This is a genomic window from Veillonella parvula (assembly GCF_902810435.1).
Classification (GTDB): domain Bacteria; phylum Bacillota; class Negativicutes; order Veillonellales; family Veillonellaceae; genus Veillonella.
Genome location: NZ_LR778174.1, coordinates 201,542 through 226,004, shown reverse-complemented (window position 1 = coordinate 226,004; position 24,463 = coordinate 201,542). Strand labels below are relative to the sequence as shown.

Sequence of the window (24,463 nt, the reverse complement as noted above, 5' to 3'; positions counted from 1 at the left end):
TTTCACCATGTTTATTGGTGAAAGTTCCATTCCTCTTACTAGTACCTAGTCTTTAGTTATATCTAATCTGTATAGCCCTAGCGTCCCCTCGTCTGTACCAACTCTATGGGATAGAGTACAATAATACATATATAAAGGAGAGTTTATGGACACGAAAGATTGTACAATTTTAAAAACCTTAGCAGAGGAAAATAATATTACTTATGCGGCGCGTCGTCTATTTATGACGCAACCTGCATTGAGTGAACGGATAAAAAAATTAGAAAAGGAATTTAACTGTCCCATCATCAACCGACAAGCTCGTGGTGTAGAGTTTACCTATCAAGGTCAACGCCTTGTACGATACGCCGAAGATTTGCTCAATTCCTATACTTCGGTGCGCCAAGAGCTATTAGCTATGGGTAGTGAACCACGCGGTACATTAAACCTAGGATGCTCAAATGTATTCGCAAAGTATCATATCCCCCATATCTTATCCACCTTTAAAGAGGCTTATCCACATATTGATATCATCATGTATACGGGACTTAGCTATAAGCTATACCATGACTTCCTTGAAGGCCGCTTACATGCTGCCATCATTCGCGGTGCCCACACTTGGACAGAGTCGAAAGAACATATCTGGTCTGAACCATTCTGCTTCTTCAACAAAACGCCTTGTGCCGTAGAGGATTTACCTCGTCTGCCCTATATTCACTATCAAACAGATCCGAATTTACAGCAGACCATTGATGATTGGTGGTATTCCCACTACTCACAACCACCGATGCGCACCATTGAGGTGAACGACATCGATACATGTATGAAGCTCGTCAACCAAGGACTTGGTTTTACCATCCTCACCCAAAGCTGTGGTAATGATTACCCTAACCTATTTAAGGAAACCTTGAAAACTCTTGATGGTCATATCATGACTCGGGATACGTGGATGTACACCCGTCATAGTGCCCTTGAATCCAAGCCAGTACAGGCTTTTTACTCATTTATGAAAACATGGGCTGACACAAAGGTATATCAACTATTCCTTTAATACATATAATATATTATGAAAATGCAATAAAAACAAATTGCTCTTTTCTTTGGCATCCATAAATATTACTTATATCTCAACTTTCAATATATGCGTAAAAATCATATAATTAGCCGCTTACATATAATCAATTGATTAGTCTCTTATATATAATCATCTTGATTACCATGCTAGTTTAAATCATATGAATTGGTGCTTTGATACAAATATATTGATTGGCTATTTAAAGTTATAACAAAGAAAACCCGTCATGATTACAACAATCATGACGGGTTTTCTTTTACAATATAGTTTTATTAGACTAGAGTAACAATAGCATAATGACTACTGTCGCAATAATACAAGGCACGGCATTGCGTTTTGCCATTTCCATAGGGTTAATACCTGCAAGTCCTGCAATGATGATACCTGCTCCTGCTACAGGACTCATACTTCGACCGATACCAGCACCGATTTGAGCCATGGATCCAAGTTGCATAATACCATAACCAAAGTCTGCTGCATGCGGTGTTACAGCACCGTTAAAGGCAAGAGCTGCCGCATTACCAGAACCAGAGATAACAGCCAACAAGAACGGACCAAAAGCTGCCCCGATTTGGGCGATTTGTTGAGAATTCTTCATTCCATCAATAAGGGCACTTGTAAGTCCAATGAGTTGCATCCCTGCTGTAAAGCATGCTGCTGCAGCCATAAGGCCCACTACATCACACATACCATCTCCAGTACCGCGGAAGAACTTCTTAACAGCTTCTGCCACATTAGGACGCACGGCAATAATGCCAATAGCAGTACCGATGAGCATGGATACAGGAACAGAGATTTCTGGGATCACCGCCACTTGTTTACTACCTAATACAAGTAATACAAGAGGAATAATAGGAATGATTGCATAGAAATAATTTACTTTGAATTCTTTGCCTTCCTCTACAGTATCGTTTTTCATTACATACCCTGTATGTTCCTTCTTAACAATGGCCACAATATTGAGCAAAATAGCAGCCACTACGATACCAATAACGGCTTGCATGGAGAAGCTCGCAATAACTGTCATTACGTCTACCCCCGCCAGTTGTGCTACTTGAGGATTAAACATAAGGCCTGGACTCAAGGAGCTACCCCATGTACCTAAGAAGATTGCAGAACCAGCCATCGCTGGATGTACTCCAGAACGAATGAGGGCAGGAATCAATAGCGCACCTACGGCCGCCGCACAGCCTGCCGCTGTAGGTAGTGCAATGTTGATTAAAAATGTAATAATAACCGCACCTGGGATGATGATTTTAGTCATCTTTTTGAGGCCTGCAGAAATGAAATACACCATATGCTCCGTACATTTTGTATATTCCATAACATAGCTAAAACCTAACACTGTACAGATTGTAGGCACAAGGCCTGGATTTGTAAGTTCTTTCACAAAGGCCGTCGTACCAGCGCCAAGCTGCCCACCAATAAAGCACATTAATAAGCCTGATAATAATAAAACGAGCCGCGTTTCAAACTGTTTAATAATAGCGATAAACGTCGCTACTACGATAACAATACCTGTAATAACCATAACTCTCCTATCCGTGTACATAGGATGCAAGATAGCTATATCCCCTCTATAAACACTTTACACCCAATACACAACTAACAACACTAAATACAAAATACAATAGTCCTATCTATGTCTTACACCTAATAGGCCTAACAATAGTAAAAGTAATCACTTAATTATATACAGTATAATCATATAACTATATAACTACTTATCTACATAACTACATAACTACATAAAGAAGTATATTAAACAAGCTTTGTTTCTTCCAAGCTAAGTTTTCTAAGCACCTTATCAAGCACCGCTGCACCCGTTACAATATCATCCATTTCAGCAAATTCTGCAGGATTATGACTGATGCCGTCACGGCATGGAATAAAGATCATTCCCGTCGGAACTACCTCCGCCCAATGCATCGCATCATGACCGGCACCGCTAGGCATTGTCATGTACTCCACACCAACAGACTTAACAGCCTCTTCGATTTCTCGAATCATCGCCGGGTGCATCTCCACTGGATAGTCCTGTGCAATTGTTTCAATTGTATACGATAATCCACGTTTCTCGGCAGTAATGTCAATAAATTCTTTAACAAGAGTAACTACAGAATTACGAGCTGCCTTAGATATGCTACGAATGTCTACCCCTAGCTTTACAGCACCAGGAATGACATTCATCGCCCCTGGTGTAACCTCCACAACGCCAACAGTTCCCACCACGGGTGGTTCCTCTTGCATAGATGCAATCTCCTCGATGCCGAGGATGATTTTTGAGGCTCCACATAGGGCGTCATGACGCAAGTTCATCGGCGTAGCGCCACTATGATCGGCATTGCCCCGAATGGTCACATAGAATCGCTCTGGCGCTGCAATACCAGTCACAATGCCAATCGTTTTCTGTTCGTGCTCCAGTACCTTTCCTTGTTCTATATGAATTTCTGTGAAAGACTTTACAGGTCGTTTATATTCCATTTCTTCAATCCCATCGGGATTTAAGTTGCGACCTTTCAATGCTTCGTACAAGGAAATTCCTTGTTTATCTACCAATCGGTGTAAGTCTTGTAATCTTAATTCACCACGCATGGCCTTACTACCTAGTGTAGCATTCCCAAAACGACCGGACTCTTCGCACATGAAGGATACCACAGCGATGGTATGGTCATGTTCATAACTATCGTCAGTCATGCTACGAATTACTTCAATGGCAGATAACACGCCGACCACACCATCGTAATTACCTCCATTGGGTACGCTATCTGTATGAGACCCTACCATGACAACTGGTAAATCTGGTTTCTTACCAATCTTATAGCCAATGACATTACCAAAATCGTCTATTTCAACGGATAAACCCGCATCAGTCATGCGGTCTATAATATATTGACGCCCCGCCCAGTCTGCATCGGTAAAAGCAAGGCGATTAATGCCCTCACCAGGTGCTGTCAATTGGGCCATAGCATCAAAATCTTTAACTAATCGCTCTCGTTGAATCATATAACACCTCACAATCTATTATATCAATGACTGATAAACCATATGGTGGCTAGTCAGTAAACCTTATTTTAAATAGTGAGCAGCAATTGTCCCTAACGCTACAATACCGTTTAACATATCTTCTTCATCGATATCAAAGAGCGGATTGTGATGTGGCGCTTTAATAGCAGAACCTACTACCATGTAGGTCGCTCTACCGCCGCGATCAATGACACGGTTCAAGAAGTACGCACAATCTTCACTACCGCCACCGCTGTAATCAAATGGAACCTCTTTAAAAATACCAAGTGGCTCCACGATAGCTTGCACCTCACGAGCTAAATCATCGCTGATGCGACCTGCAGGAGTTTCTCCTTGTTTTGTAATTTCAAAGGTACAATCGTGCATTTCTGCAGCACTTTTAATAATAGTCTTTGCTCGTTCAATCATGTAGTCATTGATTTCTGTAGTGGCACCACGAGTTTCTAGTTTAAGAACTGCCACATCAGGCGTCACATTGCGGCCTGTACCGCTTTCAAAAACACCTACATTCATGCGAGAGGCGCCTTGACTATGACGAGCGATGGCTTGTAAGTTAAGAACCGCTGTACAACCTGCGAGCATTGCATTTTGTGCTTTTTCTGGGGAACCACCAGCATGAGCAGAATAGCCGTGGAACACCGCATCAAGTTTTGTTGTCGCTAAGAAGCCATGATCGCTACACGCAAAACAATTGGATAGATTTTCATTAAACCCAATATGCATGCCGAACATCAAATCTACATCATCCACAACGCCCGCTTCCGCCATCGCTTTAGCACCGCGCACGCCTTCCTCTGCAGGTTGGAAAATGAGTTTAATAGTTCCTTTGAATTCATCCTTGTGCGCAGCCAAATATTCGGCTAGGCCTAGCCCCATCGTCATATGTGCATCATGACCGCAAGCGTGCATCGCCTTATCGTGACAAGAACGGAAGCCTCCCTTTGCGGGTACATGGTTATCCTCTTTAGCTTCAATGACATCATTGGAATCCATGTCTACACGAAACGCTACTACGGGACCCTCGCCACCGAACTTCATAGTTGCGACGATGGCCGTTTTACCATAGCCCATCTTTTCTACAAGCTCAAGATTTGCACCTTCTTCGATGGCTCGATCCATAGCAGCTTTCATGACCTCATCACTAGGCAAGCCCATGCGAGAGTCCAAATCGAGTACATCTGCCCCCAACGCCACATCATAGCCCAAAGAAATAAGCCTATCCGCTACCTTCGCAGCAGAGCGATACTCAAGCCAAGCAGGTTCAGGGTACATATGAAAATCTCGACGCATAGCGATTAACGCATCGCGCCGTTGTTGCACGAAATCTTTTACAGACATAAATACCTCCGTAACAAACTAATAATCACGTATACATTTACTATATGAATAGATAGGTAAATAGTCAACTAAATGGCGCATGTATACAGTATCTAAAATATACTGTATGTTATAACAAAAAACACATATACCACGAAACGTTTTCTGTGATATATGTGTGCTTATCAATTTATTCTAATATTGTTTTATTCAGTTTTGTCAGTACCTCTCGTTTAATAGTTCGTTGTCTATCCCAAGCAATGATAACAACGGTAGCAATAATCATAGCCATACCAATTAACCCTAATAGACTAAATTCATTTCCTAAAAAAGCCCACCCAAAGAAAGCCGCCGAAATAGGTTCAATAGATGACAAAATAGATCCTGGTACGGCCCCAATTCGTTTAACTCCTTCTAAATAGGCATTGAAAGATACTATCGTCCCGAGGAATATGACATTGAAACAACCAATAACAGTCCATGCGTCCCACACTGCATATGAATTCGGTTGATGGAATAATATAGCGGCTACAATACCACTAATAAGCATCCCAAACCCTACAATAGGCAACGTTCCATATTTGTAGAGTAAATCAACAGGAGAAATACTATATACGGCTACACCGACAGCAGATAAAAGCCCCCATACGAGAACCGCCATCGGGAAGCTTTCAATAGAAAGACCATCACCATTCCCCATCAAACAAATGGTCCCCACTAAAGCAAGTATAACAGAAACCGTCTCCCCCTTGGATGGTCGTTTACCATAGCGTACTAGCAGATAAATAATAATCATAGACGGCGCCAGATATTGTAAAACCGTTGCAATGCCAGCTCCAGCTAAAGCAATGGATCTGAAGTATGTATATTGGCATAATGCCATTCCAAATACGCCAAAAACAATGAGCCCTAGCATATCCTTTACACTATGAAATACATTAAAGATAGAGTTTCCAAATCTAAACCATGCATAAATAACAGTTAGTAAACCTGCTGTAATCAATCGCATAGTTACTAGCCATTCCAAATTCATATCTCTAAAATTGCTTAAGAACTGTACGGATGCACCGGATACACCCCATAAAACAGCCCCTAATAGAGTTATAATAACACCAATAACTTCATATTGTTTCATGCTAGTCACCAAGCAAAGATACGTGAACTTTCACAACCACCTTACGGATTTTAATAGGTTTATCGTTTACAGCAAGCAAAGGTCGATGAACATCAGAGGGGAAGAATACAGTGTAGTACCCTTCTGGGCAATGGATTTGCCCTTCATCAACCGCTTCATTAGGATAAAAATAGCAATCTCGATCTGGATAGGACTCCACAGGTTTAACGAGACCTTTATCTACGAAAAAGCCCATGTTTTCCTCGCCACTCACCATAAATTGAATATCTACATAATTACGATGCGATTCTGGTTTTGTAGCTTCAAATAGTTTTGTTTCTACATCATCTACGTTGGCATACATCATGTCACCCTCGATGGCATGACGTCCTCCAGGCAACGCTTTCAAATCTGTGTTTTTCAAGAAATCCAAAGCGCGCACAATGGCTTTAGGATAGCCCATTTTTGTATAATCTGCGGTAATACTAGAGAAAAACATACACAATCCTTTCACAATATCTATGGATATGGCACCACAATAAACCAATTATATTACCTTTTATGTTAGCACATATATACATAAAGAACTAGCTATTCTCTTATGTAAAAGCCCTCCATACGCTACATATATGGAGGGCCTCAGTAAAATACTATTCAAATTTATGACTTTCGTCAATTATTACACTATGAAATTGTTACAGTATTAAATTGTTACATTATGTAATTGTCTATTCAGTTGTAATGATTCAAACTGTATTAGATACAGCATGTGGCCATTACCTTATTCTTGGGTTTTATGAGCAGCGATAATTTCTTCCGCTTGCTTATGTGGAACCTCCTCATAGGTATAGAACTGACGATTAAATACACCTTGACCTTGGGTAATGGAGCGCAATGCAGTCACATAATCGGACATTTCAGCCAATGGTACTTGTGCTTTAACAACAGAAATACCTGTTCTTTCACTTTGTTCCATGCCTAACACACGACCTCGACGGCTATTCAAATCACCCATGATGTCGCCCATGAAAGCATCTGGTGCAAACACGTTGACTTCATAGATTGGTTCTAATAGGACTGGTTTCGCCTTAGGAATCACATCCTTGATAGCCTGTGACGTAGCTACTTTAAATGCTAACTCTGAGGAGTCTACACTGTGGTAAGATCCATCCAAGAGTGTCACTTGCACGCCAATCATAGGATATCCTGCAATTAGGCCTTTATCTAGGGTTTCTTTGGCACCCTTTTCCACTGCTGGTATGTATTGTTTAGGTACAGCACCACCAAAAATTTTGTCTACGAATGCAAATTCGCTACCATCATATAATGGATCCACTTGAATCTTAACGTGACCATATTGACCATGACCGCCACTTTGTTTCTTATACTTAGACTCGGTTTCAGCAGAGCCTTTGATAGTTTCGCGGTATGGAATATATGGAGCCACAAGTTTAGCTTGTACGCCGTATTTACGATCCATTTTGTTGAGGATATGCTCGAGATGTACTTCACCCATACAATCGATTTGTAATTGGCGAGCTTCAGCATTTTTCACTACTACGCAAGTAGGATCTTCTTCCGCCACTTTAAGAACAGCACTAGCTAATTTTTCCTCCTCACCTTTTTTCACTGGCTCCATAGCCACTGTATATAAAGGTTGAGGGAAACGAATAGCATCGTATATTACTTTAAAGTCAGGAGCCGTTAATGTATCGCCGGTCTTAGCATTGGCCAATTTCGGTATCACTACGATATCGCCAGCTTTAGCAGCAGATACAAGGATTTGTTGCTTCCCAATAAGGGTAACCATCTTGCCCCATTTTTCTTCTACACCTTGGTTTACATCAAAGAGGCGATCCCCTTCTTTCAGTTCACCAGAGAAGATACGTACAAAGCTTTGTTTGCCTGCGAATGGGTCTAACAATGTTTTAAATACGAATGCAGTTAATGGTTTATCTACATGTACAACACATTGTTCGCCGGTTTCCGCATCAGTTGCGGTCATCACTTTTTTAGTTGCATCCGGCATGTAACGGATCATACGATCCAATACTTGATCTAAGCCAATACGAGATGTGGCACTGCCACACATGATTGGGCACACACGGCCACTAATCATCCCTTCACGCAAGCCTTGGCGGATTTCCTCTAAGGATAATTCTTCGCCTTCTAAATATTTTTCCAACAACTCATCGCTACCTTCAGCCGCGGCTTCTACGGTCATTTCCCGAATTTCTTGAGCCTTTTCGATAAGGTGAGCTGGTACAGCGACCTCTGTTGGTTGGCCGTCCTTATAAGTAAACGCAGTCATTTTCGCTACGTCTACAACGCCTTCAAAATCGGCGCCTTCACCGATAGGAATCTGCAATGGCATGATGCCTTTGCCAAATAATTCCCGCATTCTTTCAATAGTGCCAAAGAAGTCAGCACCATCGACATCCATTTTATTGATAAATGCCATGCGAGGCATTTGTAATTCAACTGCATAATCCCATGCGCGAACTGTGTCAGTTTCTACACCAGATGTGGAGGATAGCACCATCAACATGCCATCACAGGCACGCAAAGCGGCACGAACTTCGCCATGGAATTCATTATAGCCTGGAGTGTCTATGAAGTTAACCTTATGGTCATGCCACTCACATGGCGCCATGCCCAATTGAATAGTTACATTACGTTTAATTTCTTCCGGTTCAAAGTCCATAATATGTTTATTATCTTGACCTTTACCTACGAAATCAACCGCACCAGAAGTTAACAACAAGGATTCAACAAGAGCTGTTTTACCCGCACCATCGTGGGAAACAACAGCAACGTTTCTAATTTTATCACTACTGTACTCTTTCATTGGAATCGCCTCCTTACTGGCAAATTACGGCTTTTGCTAATACACTTCGACACCACAATAAAAAAATCCTCTTTTTCTTTTCAAATAATTTTATTTTAAATTTTAAACTTCATCATCTATCTAAATAAATATAAATCTGTTATATATATAATTAGTAAAATATTTTGATTCTATGGAGGTTATAATGTTATATTATAAAAATTTAGAGCAAATTATTTTTTCAAAACATGAGTTACTCAGTGATGCACCTGATGAACTCTTAATTATTAGTGGCTACCTAGGACCTGCACCAATTGAAAGACTTAATGAATTATGTGATATGAATATAACCGTAATAGGTGGCATGTATGCTAGTGGTATAGACGCTAGATTGCTAAACTCTTTAGAAGCTATAAAAAATGCTAATCCCAACTTAAAAATCTTATATAGTCAACAAGAAGTCCATTCTAAAATCTATATATGGAAAAAAGAAGATAGAGTATTATCAGCATTAATCGGTTCTGCAAATTTCTCATCAAATGGACTTAGAACAGATTTTAGAGAATCCCTTGCAGATGCTACAAGAGATACATTTGAACCACTTAAAGAATATTCAAAATATATATTAAAACATGCTACCGAAACACCTTCATTAAAGGCGTCACAAGCTATTGTAAATTATAATGAAGACCATACTATCAACAATATAATTGAGGTCGTTCCTGAAAGACTTTATACAGTAGATATTCCTTTATATTCAGAAAATACCTCTAGAGGCAAGTTTGTTCCTGAGAGGAGTGGATTAAATTGGTGCTTTTCTAATGGACACGTGGCTATTGGAGATGCCTATATTCGTATACCTAAAAATATTATTCAAATGGAAACAGACCTTATCAAACCTTTTGATACTTCATATATTTCTACATCTTTAAGAAGAAGAAACTCTGATTCAATTGAGTTAATATGGGATGATGGATTTGTTATGGAGGCATCGCTTGAAGGAATGCAAACTTATAAAAACAAAAACTATCCAAAGCAACTTGCATCTTACAAAGCCCAAACGCCTTATTTAAATGGCGAGCGAATTTCTACTAAAAGTATATTAGGTAGATATTTAAGAAAACGGTTAGGTATCGGATTAACCGACGTCATAACGATGGAGACTCTAAAAAACTACGGAAGAACAACCATTACACTATCATTAATTGAGGAAGGTGTATATTACGCCGACTTTTCTGTATAAAAAAAGGCTATTGGTGAATTTAATCACCAGTAGCCTTTTTTTGCTGCTCCTCGTTATGTATAACTTTATATAATTCAAAAATACCTAATGCTAATTTTTTGGCGAATAAAGGAGGTACTGCATTACCAATCATCTCATAATTAGCAACTTGAGATTCATTAAATTCATAATCATCATCAAAAGTCTGTAATCTAGCGGCTTCACGAACTGTTATACTACGTTTCTGCAAGGGATCTGGATGAATATGTCTTAATCCATCCTTCTTTAAATGTGCCGGTATTGTATTACTAGGTTTATCCCACCTTAAAACATGATACTTATGAACATTTGTTTTCTTACCTGTTTTCTCATGATACAGTTGAATCAATTTATCTGAGGAATCAAATTCATTAGTATTCTGCTCAATATCTGAAGCTAATAAATTAAAAATTTCTTGATCGCGTTGACTATGATATCTAGATTTATGTCCATTAATATTATTTGAATTATCATAGGCCACACGTTTAGAAGGAAACTTAAGTGGATAAATAGGAGGTAAATCACTTATTGCATCTTTTACGGTCAACTTCTTATTCACCTTATATTTTCCCAAAATTTCAGTATAAAATCGTACTAATATTTTCTGATAATCTATATGTTTATCTTTTCTAATCCCTACGATGATAACACGGCGTCTAACTTGAGGAACTTCAAACTCGGACAAATCTAACAGTGCATAAGCTCTTAAATCATCAATTATTTCATACCCAATCTGAGAAAATGCAGAACGAATTAAGTCTGTTATTTTTTCACCGGTTGGAATAGCAGATAATATTCCTTCTACATTTTCAAATACTATTATTTTAGGATTATATTGTTTGACTACTCGGATATAAGCTTCAAATAAGAAATTGCGATAATCATTCTTCATACCATCCTTATCTCTAACGCGACCAGCAATCGAATACGCTTGACAAGGTGGACCACCACAAATAATATCAATTTTTTTATTTCCAACTAATCGATTTAACCCTAAAGAAGATTCATATTCTAAATCATCCCAACCATTAAATAGTTCCTCTGACCTTTGAATATCAAAATTCAAAACTATATCATCAACTAAACTCCCCATATTATATTTAGACTTAAGTCTATTTCTTAAAGTTCTAACTTGGGGCTTTAACCACTCTACAGCTGCAACTAGATTATATTTTTGTGTCTGCTTAAAACCATCTAATAATCCACCTGCACCTGCAAAAAGTTCTATTGTATTAAGCTTTCTCATATTATATTCCTTCTATTTTGACAGCTTAATCAAATCTAAATATTTTTTAATTTCCTCAGCTATAACCTGAGCAAGTAATGGCGGCACAGCATTTCCAACTTGTCTATTTTGCTGTGTTTTAGTACCTAAAAATTCAAATCGATCCGGAAATGATTGTAGTCTCGCATTTTCTCTTACTGTAGGAACACGATTCCACTTATAATGAAAATGATTTCTATGTCCTGTATCAATCGTTTTTGATGGTCGTTGACTATGATATCTAGTCCATGCTTCATTAAACTTTCTAGAATCACCTACACCCGGAGGTAAATCTTTATAGTTGCCACCTTCTGGCACTTGACTAATAACCCATTTAACTTCATCTGTATGGTTAGTCCCTACATGATTATATAATTTTGAAGATCCACTTCTCATAAGAGTTTGATAATCACTTTTAGGCTTAGATTCATATTCAGTAATCGGGCTTCCTAAATCAAATTCCAAGGAAGGCAAATCAGAAATCGCCGCAGCAGTCCCAATATAGGAATCCTCATCTAGTGTTGGTTTAGGAAAAGCAAACTTTTCTAAATTTAAATCTTTCCTAAAACCAACAAAAAACATTCGTTTACGAAATTGTGGAACACCATAGTCTGCCGCTAATAAAGGTTTATCAGTAACAGAAATATTATATCCTATATCTTCAAAAGTATTTATTATCTGCTCCTTAACTTTCCCTTTATATAAAGTGGCCATTCCTGGTACATTTTCAATCAAAAATGCTTTAGGCTTAAAATACTCAACAGCATGAACAACAGCTAAATATAATTTATTCCTTGTATCATTTATATCTCTTGAACCTGTCAAACTAAAACCTTGACAGGGTGGTCCTGCAATAATTACATCTAAAGAAGTATTACCCAACTCTTTAGAAATATTATTTATAGCAATTTCTTCTTGAAATAAATCTTCCTTTAGTGCTTTTGCTCCAATTATATTGTGAGCATAAGTTTTAAGTGCAGCCTCATCAAAATCTATTCCAGCTAAAACTTTAAAGCCTGCTTGTAAAAAGCCTTGACTTAAACCTCCTGCACCTGAGAATAAGTCAATCACGGTGTACTCACTTTTCACGTATGTCACCCTCTACTATAATAGAAACTACTAACAATCAATTTCTATTTAAACCTTACATTATTTTCAATTCATAAAACAACCATAAACGATATCTAGTTTTATTAACCAAGCATATCTAAGCTAAAATTCCCCCGTCCGTTTGCTGTAGTGTTTAGAGTCCCCATTTTGTTTCCAACCCACTGTATCACCGATAGACATTACGCGGCGTGTCAAGCAGTCTTTACATTGTTCTGCATTGTCGTCCACGCATGGTTTGTTATCGTATAGCAAATATTTTGCACGGTGTTCAGGAATGGTGATGATAGGCATAAGGATATTCGCCCCTGCGGCTAAACCTTTTTCGCGGCCTAGTTTATCTAGTGCTTGTAACGCCGTCGTAGCTGCAATATTTACGTCTTTCAAGAATAAACGAGTCAACGCAATCATCTTGAGCCCTAGTTGAACGCGGCGTAATTTACCTGCTTCGTCATCGATGCCCATTGCCAAAGCTTCTTGCCCTAGTGGCGTATCGTGATGCACCACATAAGGGCCCATGCCGATCATGTCGATATCCATATCACGATAGAACAAGATATCATTTACGAGGTCATCTTCTGTTTGCCCAGGTAGACCAATCATAACACCTGTGCCAACTTGGAAGCCTACGCGGCGCAAACGACGTAAACATTCTACGCGCGTCTCAAAGGAATGTAATTCATCACGAGGATGAATCTTATGGTATAAATCTGTATTGGTTGTTTCAATGCGTAATAAATAACGACTCGCACCGGCTTCACGCATGCGGCGATACGCCTCTTCGCTTTGTTCCCCTACACACATCGTTATACCAAGAGAACCATCACCAATAGCTTTAATATCGCGAATTAAATCCACAACATAGTCCACAAAGGCATCATCACAGCGTTCACCAGATTGGAGTGTAATGGAACCATATTCATGATCGTATGCCCACTGTGCCATCTTGATGATATCTTCGCGATTCATATCAAAGCGTTCCGTCTTGTCATTTTCACGGCGGATACCGCAATAATTACAATTTTTAATGCATCGGTTTGAGAACTCGATGAGGCCGCGATAGTATGCTACAGGCTTTACGTATTTTGCCTTCACTTCGTAGGCCTTTTTATATATCAACTGCAACTGTTCTTCATCAGTTACAGACATGAGAAATCGCAATTCCTCCTCGGTCAGCCATTCATCGCCGACGAGGTCTTTTGCAAGAATGTCTTGCACTTGCAAACAATCACTTCCTTTCGTAACGAACCGTCATCGATTCGCTTGGTATGGTAATGGATTCAATGTCAGAGACACAAGTAAATCCATTAACTTCGCGCGGCAAGTCCCGCACATGTTTCACTTGTTGAGTTAGACATTCATGAGCCATCACACCGCGACTCATTTTGGAGGACGTACTCATCTGCTTAAACGTATCGCCCCGTAATTCCCAAAATTCAACGGTTACCACCTTTGGATGGTTCACCATTTTTGCATATTCTTTAGATGCTAGGTTTAGAATCCAATCTTCCTTGTGAAAGTATGCGTCCACCGCTTCACGCCATGTATCGTATAGATTAATGCCCACCTTATCGACCATATCGAGTCGATAGTCGCGCACCCCCATATTAGGTTCAACGATGCCATACAATGCAGACAGCACAACGAGATGGCTTTCACCAAAGGCCTTGGCTTCGTCAGATAAGTTCGACCAGTCCAAATATTTGAAAGCAATGCCATCGTAACTTTCACAGGCACGACCTACGGGATGAGCCTCAAAGGACTGATAAAAATCAAAAAGAGCCTGTGCCTTATCATCCTTAAGTTTTAATGCCTTTCCAAGAGCCGCTACATCAAGGGATTGTACATGTGTTACAATTTCTTTCGTGATGTTCGGCTGAAATTGACCGTCTCGGACTGCATGATGTACTGCCTCAGCGTTGCTAGCAACATCGGTAATCGTTTTTGTCTTACTAGGAGAGAGGACGATTTTCATGGGATAATTCCGCCTTAATAGATTCCTCTGTCAAATTGTCGATCAATTCAGGGTTCCACAACATGAGAGGCACCGCCACTACGTGGCTTGCTTTCAATTCTTTACATAATTTAATGCATTCTTTAAGGTAATTAGAATCTTCATCTACAAGGTCGCATACGATAACCACGTGACGACCTTTAAGATTTACACCTTCATAATCGATGCTTTCAGCAGATACTGTAAGCATGCCTGTTTCCAAGCGGCCTTCGCTCATATCGTTCAAACGAGACATCAACACATGCTCAAGCATAGTAGATACAGGTGTCACTACGCGGCCAATGCCGATAAGAGCCTCAGGTTGTGCATGAACGATAACTGTTTTCTTCCGTTTATCCGTTCTGAACTCAATAAGGGCTTTTTCTAAAGCACCAAAAAATACGAATAACTGCCAAGGATCAAAAGAGCCTGTTTGGAACATATCGATAACAGAACCATCCTCATCCATATTGAGGCGCGTCAATAACTCTTCAGCAATGTCGTTAACCACAACACTAAAATCAGATTGTATTGTCTCTTGTACGTTGATTTCCTTTGCCATTAGGGCCTCCTAATTTTCCATATATCACACTGCTGAGTGATACTCTCAACAGATATTATATTATTCTTAAAAATATTATTCTTAAAAATATTTTTCTTAATTATACTATCTTTAATTGTACCATATTTTATACCCCTCTTGGGTATTCAAAGATACGCGTTTCACATAATGGATACGTTAGCAACATGGCAAAAGGACCGCCATAGCGGTCCTTTGTATTCTAATCTTGTATTCTAATGTTGTACTCTAATCTTGTATTCTAATGTTGTATTCTAATTCTGTATTCTAATATTGATTTTATAATAAACCTTTTGGTAACCAACAAAGAATATTCTATTAACCTACAATCAATAAGTAGATATTCATAATTGTAACGATGATACCTATGCCCCATAAGAGAATATTTGTAAATTTACGGTTCGCGTATTCTCCCATGACCTTGCGGCTACTTGTCATGTAAAGTTGCAAGAAGATGGTGATTGGTAATTGCAAGCTCAAGAACATTTGAGAGAACAATAATGCTTGGAAGGAATCTGTAATAAACACGATCAATAATAATGCTGGAACATATGTTAGTGCCAAGCCTAATCGCGTATGGAAGTCTTTCATATCGTAAGACTCGCCAAACATTCCTGCAAAGATACTTGCCCCCGCCATACCTGCCGTAGCAGATGAGGCAAAACCTGCAAATAACAATGCTATCGCAAAAATAATACCCGCTGCGGGTCCAATGAGTGGTCGCAACAACTCCTCAGCCTGTTCAAGCTCTGTTACTTCAATTCCATGAGCAAAGAAGACAGCCGCCGCCAATATAATCATGGCGGAGTTAATCATCCACCCAATCCCCATAGATAACAAAGTATCGAGGAATTCATAGCGTAACTGCCGTTTCATTATCGCTGGATCTTGTGTATTAAACTGGCGACTTTGGATGATTTCAGAGTGCAAAAACAAGTTGTGAGGCATAATTACGGCCCCTAATATACTCAAAATAACGAGCATCGATGTATTAGGAATATTAGGATCCACCCAACCGATACCAGCCGCTGCCCAATCCACATTGACCATATTTACCTCAACAAGGTACGCCAATGCGATAAGGGATACAAAGCCAGCAATGATTCGCTCTAATTTACGATAGGAGTTCGTAATGAGCATGACCGTACAGATAAGAGCCGTCAAAATGCTGCCTATCAAGATAGGAATACCAAAGAGCATCTTCAAGGCGATAGCGGCGCCAATAAACTCAGCCAAGGCCGTCGCTGCCGCCGCAATTCCTGCCGTGCTAAGCACAAAGCGAGATGCATAACGCGGTAAAAACTCATAAGCACATTCCGACAAGCATTGCCCGCGTACAATGCCTAAATGCGCCACATTATGCTGTAATAAAATGAGCATAATCGTGGATAGTGTGACTACCCACAATAATTCGTAACCATAACTAGCACCAGCTGCCAAATTAGCGGCCCAGTTACCTGGATCGATAAATCCAACGGTTACGATTATACCAGGTCCTATATATTTAAAGACCTCACTTACCTGCTGCTTACCGTTTTGATGAACAGTAAACAACTGTTTCTTTAAAAAATCAATCATTATAACCCCTTACCAAGAGTTATAGAGTGAACGTCATCTCCGTCTGCATACGAGCATCTGTTTTGGACTTTTTATCCTTGGAGTCAGCGTAACGAATGCGCACTTCATTATTTACCTTAACGCGAGAATCATCAATTTTGAATTTCTTCATTTTTTCTTTGATTTGCTCATCTGTTAAAGCGCGTTCTTCCGGTTTTGCTACTTCATCACCAGCCTTATCAAGAGCCTCTTGTTGATCCTTGGATACTTGATACGTCTTACCAGATTTTTTAGCCTTTTCAGCACGCTTTTCATCTAGTTTTTGACGGCGCTCATCAGTAGCTTTTTTATCGCGAGCAATACGGTAATCCATTACATCACGCATATTTTCTTGGTAAATACGCAGTGCATACTCTCGATCATTATCGTTCATTTGCTCACGTTTTGTGACTACCTCATCGATAAGCGGCATAAGCTCATCCTTTGTGTAGCTAGCACCATCAAAAGTAAATCCGTGGGTATCTGTAATAGCACCATGTTTAATGAGTCTTTGTAACGCTGTATACGTCCAATCATTAGGCGTAATAACATCTGAGTTTATATGCTGTTGTCCTTTACTAGAACTACTAACAGTCTCTACATCAGCACTTACACCATCCACCATAGGACGTGCACTTGGGATGGCAATACTTTCAGCATGACTAAACCCAATAGACGCAACGAGGCATAATGTGCCAATGCCTAACGCTCGACGGATACGATTCATTTGACGTGTATGTTTTGTATTCATAAGAGTCTCCTTAAAATTACATTTTATACAATCTATTATATGAAACCCCTAGACATACGTCAACTCTATAACCTTACACACCTGTGTCATTCAATACTAATAAGGCCTTGGACTCACTCGAATCCTCACAAATTAGGCCTATATAAATAATATAATAAATTCACTATATTATACAAAAAGACCCCACATCGAGTGATGTGAGGTCTTTACATGGCGGAGGATTAGGGATTCGAACCCTAGCGACGGTAACCCGCCCTAACGATTTAGCAAACCGTCCTCTTCAGCCTCTTGAGTAATCCTCCATGCTTTACTGGGTAATCATATCATACCCAATAAGGCATTGTCAATCGTCTTATTTCAGCATAGATTCGATGAACCAGATCTGTTTTACATAGTATGCAACGTGATCTTCCATCATGCTTACGAGCAAGAAATCACCTTCTTCATCAGCTGCTGCACGAATTGCTACAGCTTGATCATTCATGTATTTAAAATCCTTAAGAAGGATATCAATTACCTTTGCTTGAGGAATGTCTTCTTGTCCCAATTCTTCGATTTTAGTCAATTTTGCGTATTCTGCAGAATTTACCAACGGAAATTGACCTTGCATTTTCACATGTTCTGCTACGGCATCAAAGTATTCAAAGGCTTCATCATAAATGGATTCCAAGTATTCATGAATAGATTTGAATTGCGGACCAGTTACATTGAAGTGTAGGTTATGTAATTTTACATTCCATACGGAAAGATCTGCTAAATATTGATTTACTTGTTGTACGTTTTTCATAATAAAACTCCTTTTTTCACTTAATTCTCAATTATAGTTTATTCTAAAAGCAGAACAAACACAGTTGGCTTCTACGCCATCAATTCGTTTATTTAATTTATAATCAATATTGATTATGTTTATATTCTACCAATAATGATTTTCCATGTCAATATATGAATAGATATTTTTGTATAAAAGTTTAATGAAAACATTATAACCATACTAAATCAAACATGTCCCCAATCCAATCCAATACATACCAAATCTAAATCCAATAATTCACAGAATCATGTTTCTACGAATCATAAAAAACCTCTAACTACTAGTTAATCTAATAGTTAGAGGCTTGTATGATTCTATATTCAATATGACTCTATATTAAAAATGATTATATATTAAATACGTTTCTATATTAAATATAGTATTCTATGTAATTATCAGGAATCTTCTTCTCCTCTGCTTGTGCAGCAGCTGCATTGCGACTAGGTTTACGGACATACATATTTTCTGGATCTGTTTCAAAGATTACCATATCCTTAGGAATATCATGTTTGATAACGAGATTACAGCCAATCTTCGTGCGCGCACCAATCGTAATATCTCCTAAAATTTTTGTACCCGTACCGATGAGTACATCATCTTCAATGGTCGGATGACGCTTTACTTTTTTAGAAGACATCCCACCTAGTGTTACTTGATGGAACAAGGTTACATTATCGCCTACAATAGCCGTTTCACCAATAACAACCCCCATACCGTGATCGATAAAGAGACCGCGACCAATCGTCGCACCTGGATGGATTTCAATGCCTGTTACATGACGAGAATGGAGAGCCACACGACGAGCCAAGATGGGCCACCCCGCCTTATAAAGACGGTGGGCAAAGAAATGCCAGAACAAAGCCGTAATATGCGGATATGTCCATATAACCATCCATACACTTGTGGCAGCTGGGTCAGAATCCATTACGCGCTTAATATTATATTGAATTTTGCCCCATAATTCGCGCAAACCTTGCATCATAGTGACTCCATCTCAAATAACTCTACTTAACATTCTACAGAAATATAGATATATCTAGTATACAACATATTGGGTCTATATTCCTATATATAAGGCTTTATATCTATATAGAACCTATTCTTTTACCAGTCCAAAATTCAGTATTGTATCTATCTGAAATCTATTATTTAACGTATTCGTTGTTACCGAAGTCCAAGAGGGATAAATATTTCTCTACTCCATCAGGTGCAATAACAACGATGTTCGCCTTAGGTAACTCACGAGCCATGCGTTTTGCCGCTACAATGGCCGCCCCCGCGGAAAGGCCAATAGAGATACCACTTTCACGCATAAAGGTTTGCACCTCGCTAAAAGCTTCTTCGTCACTTACAGTTTGCACGCCATCCATCAATGTTTGGTCAAAGTTTTCAGGAATAAACCCAGCCCCAATGCCTTGAATTTTGTGAGGGCCGCCCTTACCTTCGGTAATAGCAGGAGATCCCGTTGGCTCTACAGCAATGGCTTTTAGATTAGGATTATGTTCTTTCAATCGTCTTGTAACGCCTGTGAAAGTACCACCTGTACCGATCCCCGCTACAAATACATCGACATTCGGCACTTGTTCTACGATTTCAGCCCCCGTTGTACGGTAATGCATATCTGGGTTTGCAGAGTTTACGAATTGACCCAAGGTAAAAGCATTTGGATACTTCTCTAAGATTTCATTTGCCCTCTCAAGAGCCCCCTTCATACCTGTTTCTTTTGGTGTTAAGATGAGCTGAGCCCCATACGCCTTAATAAGCTCACGGCGTTCTTTACTCATGCTTTCAGGCATGATAATCACTGTTTTAATATGTAGAATAGCGCCTACCATAGCAAGAGCGATCCCCGTATTACCACTTGTGGCTTCTACAATAATACTATCCTCATGGATGCGACCTTGCTCTTTTGCAGCCTGTAACATACCAAGTACGGCACGGTCTTTTACAGAACCACCTACATTATATTTTTCAAGCTTTACATAAATATTGGTATTTGGCAATTGATATATCGGTGTTTTACCAATAAGTTCAGTTGTTTGATTTGTGACTATACTCATCTAATCCTCCCTCTAGCGATAGATGATAAAAATCGCCCTTAGGAACATCCCAAGGACGATATTATATTGCACCTTGTTATTCACCATACACGGGGTATAACCGTTTATGTATTCCAATTAATACAACCATACTCTAACATTTGAATCATTTCATTGTCAAGAGAATGAGAACGACTTTTAAAACCCTAAAAATACAGGAAATAACTAGCTTTATCTATTTTGTTGTAAGTGCGTCAAGTACCCTATCCCATGTAATAGGTACCATTATAATGGCAAGGGCCAATCCTATAAAGAAAACCGCTCCTACCAAAACTGTAAGACGAGGAATAAGAGATATAGCCATACTGTTAGCTAAGCGCGATACTTTAGTTACATCATGATGTAACGCTACATGGCCCCATAAGAAACCAGCAACTACATAGGTGATAATGTATGGGTCGAAAATGATTAGGGTAGTCATCTCATTATCAGCATGCATAATTCGGTTAATACTCGGAGACACTAGTACATTTACAAGTATGGCTAGGATTTTAAACCACACTAGGCACACGATATAAGGCCACATTGTTTTTATCGTCATTCTCAGCATATAAAGCAAGCCCACCAAGCTCGCTCCAAGAGAGCCTCTTTGACGCCCCATGTACTGCTCCATCCAAGATGGCTTATGTTTACCTGCATCTACTTGATCATAATAAAAGGATAAATCCCGTTCTCCATGGGCTAAATCAACTAGCCCTAACACTTGAAACAACACAAGCGAAAAGACTAAAATAACGCCTATTTGAAAGCTTTCACTAAAGAACATATCCATCAGATCGAAATCAAGATAACCAATGTTCAAAAGATTACCATATACATCGTGAAACGCAATATATATACCATTCGTTACGAGCACATCTAGCACAAATAGGAGCAACACAAACATGATATATCCGTTCCAGCGAGTCCATTTACTTTGTTCTCTTAAATGAGTGTGAGCCCCTACGATTATTGATGCAGGTTGTAAAGACAAGGTCACACCCATCATAAAACAAGTAATAAAGGATGCGACCATTGTTAAATATTCGTATGCCATATTAACGGTATGCTACGCGCTCAGGCTGCATGTCGTGGAAATGAAGGCGCTCTTTTGCAGTCTTTTCCCACTCTGTACCAGGCTTGCCATAGTTTGCGTATGGATCGATGGACAAACCACCGCGCGGCGTAAACTTGCCCCACACCTCGATATATTTAGGATCCATCAACTTCACGAGATCTTTCATGATGATGTTGATGCAGTCCTCGTGAAAGTCCCCGTGATTGCGGAAACTAAATAGATATAACTTCAAAGACTTGGACTCTACCATCTTCTTATCTGGCACATAAGAAATATAGATTGTGGCAAAGTCTGGTTGACCTGTCATAGGACACAAGCTAGTAAACTCAGGGCAATTAAACTTAACGAAGTAATCATTCTCTGGGTGCTTGTTATCAAACGCCTCTAACACCTGTGGTGCATAATCAGTAGGATAATCGGTCTTGTGACCTAACATCGTTACCCCTTGTAACTCTTTTTCAGATCTGCCGGATGCCATAAAGAACCTCTTTCTATAATCTCTATAACTCTATAATTAAGATATATTAAATAATTCATGTAACACTTAATTATAGCATATAAAGAATTACTTATAGCACAACATCCTCATGTAATTCATCAAAGGTAAAAGCATATTCTTCCACACGCATAATCTCTTCCCAATCATTATGTAATAAAAGAGAGAGATGGATTGTATCCTGTTCCTCCAATATATCTGCACCAACACAATAACATGGAAATGAAAAAGAGATTAATTTACTTTCCCTAGCATTCTCTATATTAATAAGCTGTAGCTGTTTTTCACCAATTGCTAACAAATATCTATTAGAGGCCATTAGTTGATAGTATTTGATAGAAACTACATCTGGAATTTCAATAACACGTGTACCATCTACAATTATTATATTTTTAGAGTCATGACAAATTAATTTATGATTTCTAAAATACGTCACTATTCCATTATATCTATTTCGATACTCATTAAATGGATATTCATTAACAGAATCAAGATCTAGCACTGTAACTTTAAAGTCAATTAAATCCAAAGATACTACATTCTTACTCGTACCTATCATAATATAGTCTTTGCCAAAACAATGTAAGTCTGAAAAACATAAATCTTGCAAATCACTAGGAAGCTCTATTAGTTTAACCCAACTACTCTCAATATCAATTAAGCACAGAAATGCTTCTAACTTAAAAAGTATCCTATTATTGACGTAATCTATATATCTGGCTTCAGGGAAAAATAGATTTTCATCTACCTTAATTTTTTTCACTTCATTCCATGAGGAGTCCAATACAATAATCCCTTGATGGTTATTATTTATTATGCTATATGGTCCTATTCGTTCTAACATACAAATATCATTTTGGTTATATCTACTATATAAAGACTTAATAGGTTTCATAATCATTACCTTAAATCCTTTCTAAGTTTTTTGCTACGGTCTTGAGATCCCTCCCTAATCACTCCAGTTATAGGATCTGCTTCTCCTAAATGATTTCCATTTTTATCAAATACTTCTAAGTGAGCATCTACACCTTTATGAAAATATAGCTTTTAAAAAATTTTTATTGTTAGCAGGCATTCCTACTTCTCCCTTGATTCTCAATAAAGGGAATATACTTTTTCTTTACAACTTAAACGCTACAAAAAATCATAAAATTTCAATACACCTAGAACCGCTAATAAATAAAAGAATACAATCCACACTACATACATCTGTTTTTTTCTAGCCCAATCATAATAACGACTGTGTGATGACTGCCTGAATAGTGTAGCTGCAACTAAAACAGGTTGTAAAAACCAAGCCATAACAATTGGCACGGCTATGTAATCTAAGAAATAAAACATGCTAAAAAGCATGAATGGGTATGTAATAATTATCGCCCAAGAGATAAATTTAATAAAACTATAATTAGAATTAGCAATTAAAGATACTAGTAATGGTGAAAGTTTTTTTCTTAAGAGTATCTTATATATGATCCAATAGAGAACAATTGCCGAGTAAAAGATGACTACGAAAACTAATGGTAAATGAATATGCACAAATGCTAACCTCTTTTACGTCTTAAATAGTTATAAATATAGGTCCATACCACATAGCTCAAAAGGATTACAATATATAGAGTAACAAAAAAATGAAAATCGACTTCATCCTCGATCATTTCAGGATTTGTAACAATAGTAAAAGGGATAATTATAAGAAAGAAAAGTACAACGCCCCTCACAAAATAATTATAAATTTTTAAAAATAACATATGAGTATTCCTATCATTAAAACTACTCGTTTACAACACAACTAAAATTTTAATTCTAATATATCACAAAATTTATATAAGTTTATATAATAAAAATTAGAACAATCCATCATGATTGCCACATCCTTAACACCATACATCGGTTATGATAAGAGTACTAAGATAGTAAAAGAACCATACAAACGCGGTTGCTCTATTAAAGAAATCATATTGGAAGAAAAACTCATGACCGAAGACGAATTCGGTGAAGCAGTTCGCATGAAATAAAATCTCTCTCATCTTTATAACATATCTGTAACATCCTCTCATACCTCAAATGAACGGAATAAAAAAGGACGCTATAGTTCTAAATCAATCAGTA

At 38.6% G+C, this 24,463-nt stretch carries 21 protein-coding genes, 1 tRNA gene and 1 pseudogene; 3 read left to right on the top strand and 20 right to left on the bottom strand.

The window, feature by feature from the left end:
- Window positions 1-145: 145 nt before the first annotated feature.
- A complete protein-coding gene (locus FNLLGLLA_RS00825; protein WP_174892153.1) occupies window positions 146-1,030 on the top strand; it encodes a LysR family transcriptional regulator in 885 nt (294 codons plus the stop codon).
- 301 nt (window positions 1,031-1,331) lie between these two features.
- Here FNLLGLLA_RS00825 and dcuC read toward each other — a convergent pair whose 3' ends face one another.
- The 6 genes from dcuC to fusA all read right to left on the bottom strand — a co-directional run bounded on the left by dcuC (window position 1,332) and on the right by fusA (window position 9,360).
- On the bottom strand, window positions 1,332-2,585 hold the full coding sequence (gene dcuC, locus FNLLGLLA_RS00820) for a C4-dicarboxylate transporter DcuC (RefSeq protein WP_174892152.1): 1,254 nt from the start codon (window positions 2,583-2,585) through the stop codon (window positions 1,332-1,334).
- Window positions 2,586-2,815: 230 nt separating this feature from the next.
- The gene (locus FNLLGLLA_RS00815) at window positions 2,816-4,060 is read right to left on the bottom strand and encodes a M20 family metallo-hydrolase (protein ID WP_156697071.1); all 1,245 of its coding nucleotides are present in this window, start codon (window positions 4,058-4,060) and stop codon (window positions 2,816-2,818) included.
- 63 nt (window positions 4,061-4,123) lie between these two features.
- Window positions 4,124-5,419: an amidohydrolase gene (locus FNLLGLLA_RS00810; protein ID WP_156697070.1), complete on the bottom strand. Its 1,296-nt coding sequence runs from the start codon at window positions 5,417-5,419 to the stop codon at window positions 4,124-4,126.
- A gap of 169 nt (window positions 5,420-5,588) precedes the next feature.
- The gene (locus FNLLGLLA_RS00805; protein WP_004694143.1) at window positions 5,589-6,533 is read right to left on the bottom strand and encodes a DMT family transporter; all 945 of its coding nucleotides are present in this window, start codon (window positions 6,531-6,533) and stop codon (window positions 5,589-5,591) included.
- A 1-nt stretch (window position 6,534) separates the two neighbouring features.
- Entirely contained in the window at window positions 6,535-7,011 is a 477-nt protein-coding gene (locus FNLLGLLA_RS00800; protein ID WP_119562448.1) for a NanQ anomerase/TabA/YiaL family protein, read from the bottom strand.
- Between the two features lie 282 nt (window positions 7,012-7,293).
- Window positions 7,294-9,360 (bottom strand): elongation factor G, encoded by a 2,067-nt coding sequence (fusA, locus tag FNLLGLLA_RS00795; RefSeq protein WP_174892151.1) that lies wholly within the window; start codon window positions 9,358-9,360, stop codon window positions 7,294-7,296.
- A 184-nt stretch (window positions 9,361-9,544) separates the two neighbouring features.
- Here fusA and FNLLGLLA_RS00790 point away from each other — a divergent pair, with 184 nt between their 5' ends.
- Window positions 9,545-10,582, top strand: coding sequence for a restriction endonuclease PLD domain-containing protein (locus FNLLGLLA_RS00790; RefSeq protein ID WP_174892150.1), 1,038 nt, complete (start codon window positions 9,545-9,547; stop codon window positions 10,580-10,582).
- Between the two features lie 19 nt (window positions 10,583-10,601).
- On the opposite strand, the gene FNLLGLLA_RS00785 is transcribed toward FNLLGLLA_RS00790, so the two are convergent.
- The 14 genes from FNLLGLLA_RS00785 to FNLLGLLA_RS00720 form a co-directional block, all read right to left on the bottom strand.
- Complete coding sequence (locus FNLLGLLA_RS00785) at window positions 10,602-11,846, bottom strand: DNA cytosine methyltransferase (protein WP_174892149.1); 1,245 nt, start codon at window positions 11,844-11,846, stop codon at window positions 10,602-10,604.
- Window positions 11,847-11,858: 12 nt separating this feature from the next.
- The gene (locus FNLLGLLA_RS00780; RefSeq protein WP_232054995.1) at window positions 11,859-12,935 is read right to left on the bottom strand and encodes a DNA cytosine methyltransferase; all 1,077 of its coding nucleotides are present in this window, start codon (window positions 12,933-12,935) and stop codon (window positions 11,859-11,861) included.
- A gap of 141 nt (window positions 12,936-13,076) precedes the next feature.
- A complete protein-coding gene (gene hydE, locus FNLLGLLA_RS00775; RefSeq protein WP_174892147.1) occupies window positions 13,077-14,195 on the bottom strand; it encodes a [FeFe] hydrogenase H-cluster radical SAM maturase HydE in 1,119 nt (372 codons plus the stop codon).
- A gap of 4 nt (window positions 14,196-14,199) precedes the next feature.
- The gene (locus tag FNLLGLLA_RS00770; protein ID WP_077707966.1) at window positions 14,200-14,946 is read right to left on the bottom strand and encodes a YaaA family protein; all 747 of its coding nucleotides are present in this window, start codon (window positions 14,944-14,946) and stop codon (window positions 14,200-14,202) included.
- Window positions 14,924-15,526, bottom strand: coding sequence for a hypothetical protein (locus tag FNLLGLLA_RS00765; RefSeq protein WP_004694153.1), 603 nt, complete (start codon window positions 15,524-15,526; stop codon window positions 14,924-14,926). Before FNLLGLLA_RS00765 ends, FNLLGLLA_RS00770 begins: the two co-directional genes overlap by 23 nt.
- A 336-nt stretch (window positions 15,527-15,862) precedes the next feature.
- The gene (locus FNLLGLLA_RS00760) at window positions 15,863-17,122 is read right to left on the bottom strand and encodes an Nramp family divalent metal transporter (protein ID WP_105086847.1); all 1,260 of its coding nucleotides are present in this window, start codon (window positions 17,120-17,122) and stop codon (window positions 15,863-15,865) included.
- 19 nt (window positions 17,123-17,141) lie between these two features.
- A complete protein-coding gene (locus FNLLGLLA_RS00755) occupies window positions 17,142-17,891 on the bottom strand; it encodes a hypothetical protein (RefSeq protein WP_077707964.1) in 750 nt (249 codons plus the stop codon).
- A gap of 211 nt (window positions 17,892-18,102) precedes the next feature.
- Window positions 18,103-18,193, bottom strand: a tRNA-Ser gene (locus tag FNLLGLLA_RS00750).
- Between the two features lie 50 nt (window positions 18,194-18,243).
- Window positions 18,244-18,678 carry a Dps family protein gene (locus tag FNLLGLLA_RS00745; RefSeq protein ID WP_004697769.1) on the bottom strand — a complete coding sequence of 145 codons (435 nt, stop codon included), beginning with the start codon at window positions 18,676-18,678 and terminating at the stop codon, window positions 18,244-18,246.
- Window positions 18,679-19,072: 394 nt separating this feature from the next.
- A complete protein-coding gene (epsC, locus tag FNLLGLLA_RS00740) occupies window positions 19,073-19,684 on the bottom strand; it encodes a serine O-acetyltransferase EpsC (RefSeq protein WP_105086845.1) in 612 nt (203 codons plus the stop codon).
- Window positions 19,685-19,847: 163 nt separating this feature from the next.
- Window positions 19,848-20,762, bottom strand: a complete 915-nt coding sequence (gene cysK / locus FNLLGLLA_RS00735) for a cysteine synthase A (protein WP_156697066.1) — start codon at window positions 20,760-20,762, stop codon at window positions 19,848-19,850.
- Between the two features lie 214 nt (window positions 20,763-20,976).
- Window positions 20,977-21,837 carry a hypothetical protein gene (locus FNLLGLLA_RS00730; protein ID WP_156697065.1) on the bottom strand — a complete coding sequence of 287 codons (861 nt, stop codon included), beginning with the start codon at window positions 21,835-21,837 and terminating at the stop codon, window positions 20,977-20,979.
- 1 nt (window position 21,838) lies between these two features.
- Window positions 21,839-22,336 carry a preQ(1) synthase gene (queF, locus tag FNLLGLLA_RS00725; RefSeq protein ID WP_060919289.1) on the bottom strand — a complete coding sequence of 166 codons (498 nt, stop codon included), beginning with the start codon at window positions 22,334-22,336 and terminating at the stop codon, window positions 21,839-21,841.
- Between the two features lie 91 nt (window positions 22,337-22,427).
- Window positions 22,428-23,249, bottom strand: coding sequence for a hypothetical protein (locus FNLLGLLA_RS00720; protein WP_133300042.1), 822 nt, complete (start codon window positions 23,247-23,249; stop codon window positions 22,428-22,430).
- Between the two features lie 949 nt (window positions 23,250-24,198).
- On the opposite strand from FNLLGLLA_RS00720, the pseudogene FNLLGLLA_RS00715 reads away from it, so the two are divergent.
- Window positions 24,199-24,369 (top strand): annotated as a pseudogene (locus FNLLGLLA_RS00715) (class II fumarate hydratase); the annotation flags it as partial.
- Between the last annotated feature and the right edge of the window lie 94 nt (window positions 24,370-24,463).